Below are 761 nucleotides of genomic sequence, written 5' to 3'. Positions count from 1 at the left end.
CGCAGATATGGGAAGTTACATCTCCGAACCTTGCCATCGTCCGGCTGCACGGTCGGAACGCGGAGACATGGAACGTCAAGGGACAGACGGCGGCATCTGATCGCTTCAACTACGACTACTCCGATGAGGAGCTGTCGGAGATCGCACCGAAGATGCGGAAGCTTGCTCGGGACACACTGAACGTCCAGGGCATCTTCAACAACAACTATGAAGATCAGGGACAAAGAAACGCCACCACGCTGCAACGACTCGTCGAGGAACCAGCATGAATTCCCGCACCGTTTCGCACCGACCCATGCCGACTAACGAAGGCCGGCACAGGTACCCGCACACGGCCGGCTACTTCCCGGACCTGTCGTCGGCGGCGCTGGAGCCTGACACCAGCTTGCCATGTTCATGCATAGTGCTGTGCGCTCCACGGTGCGCAGGGGAGTGCGGTTGCTTAGCTTGCAAACTTCAGTTCGTGATGTGGGCCGATGAGTCCGGTTACATGGGCCATGAGAGGCCGCTCTTTACGGAGGACGAGCAACTCAGGTTCTATAGGGGGGAACAGTGTCGGCAGGAGAAGAACCGTGGGAGAGGCGAGGCGGAGGAAAATGGTCAGGGACAGTGACCGGCAAGGCATCAAGGCGAGCTACTTGCTAATTATCGAATGGCTGGACGACGGCGAGGACAAAACAGGCACAAGACTTCAACAGACGCTCCTGGAAAGTGGGGTGCCAGCAAGGCTCGTAGTATGTCACTCCGGTGAAGACGTCATC

The 761-nt window shown here is 58.0% G+C and carries 1 protein-coding gene; it reads left to right on the top strand.

Annotated elements, in window-relative coordinates:
- Window positions 1-269, top strand: a 269-nt coding sequence (locus GSQ77_RS29120; RefSeq protein WP_158907620.1) for a DUF72 domain-containing protein, incomplete at its 5' end; no start/stop codon positions are given.
- Window positions 270-761 lie beyond the last annotated feature (492 nt).

The sequence above is a fragment of the Burkholderia sp. L27(2015) genome (assembly GCF_009765705.1).
Lineage (GTDB): Bacteria > Pseudomonadota > Gammaproteobacteria > Burkholderiales > Burkholderiaceae > LMUX01.
The sequence above is the reverse complement of the archived record's forward strand: the minus strand, read 5'-3'. Positions and strand labels throughout refer to the sequence as shown.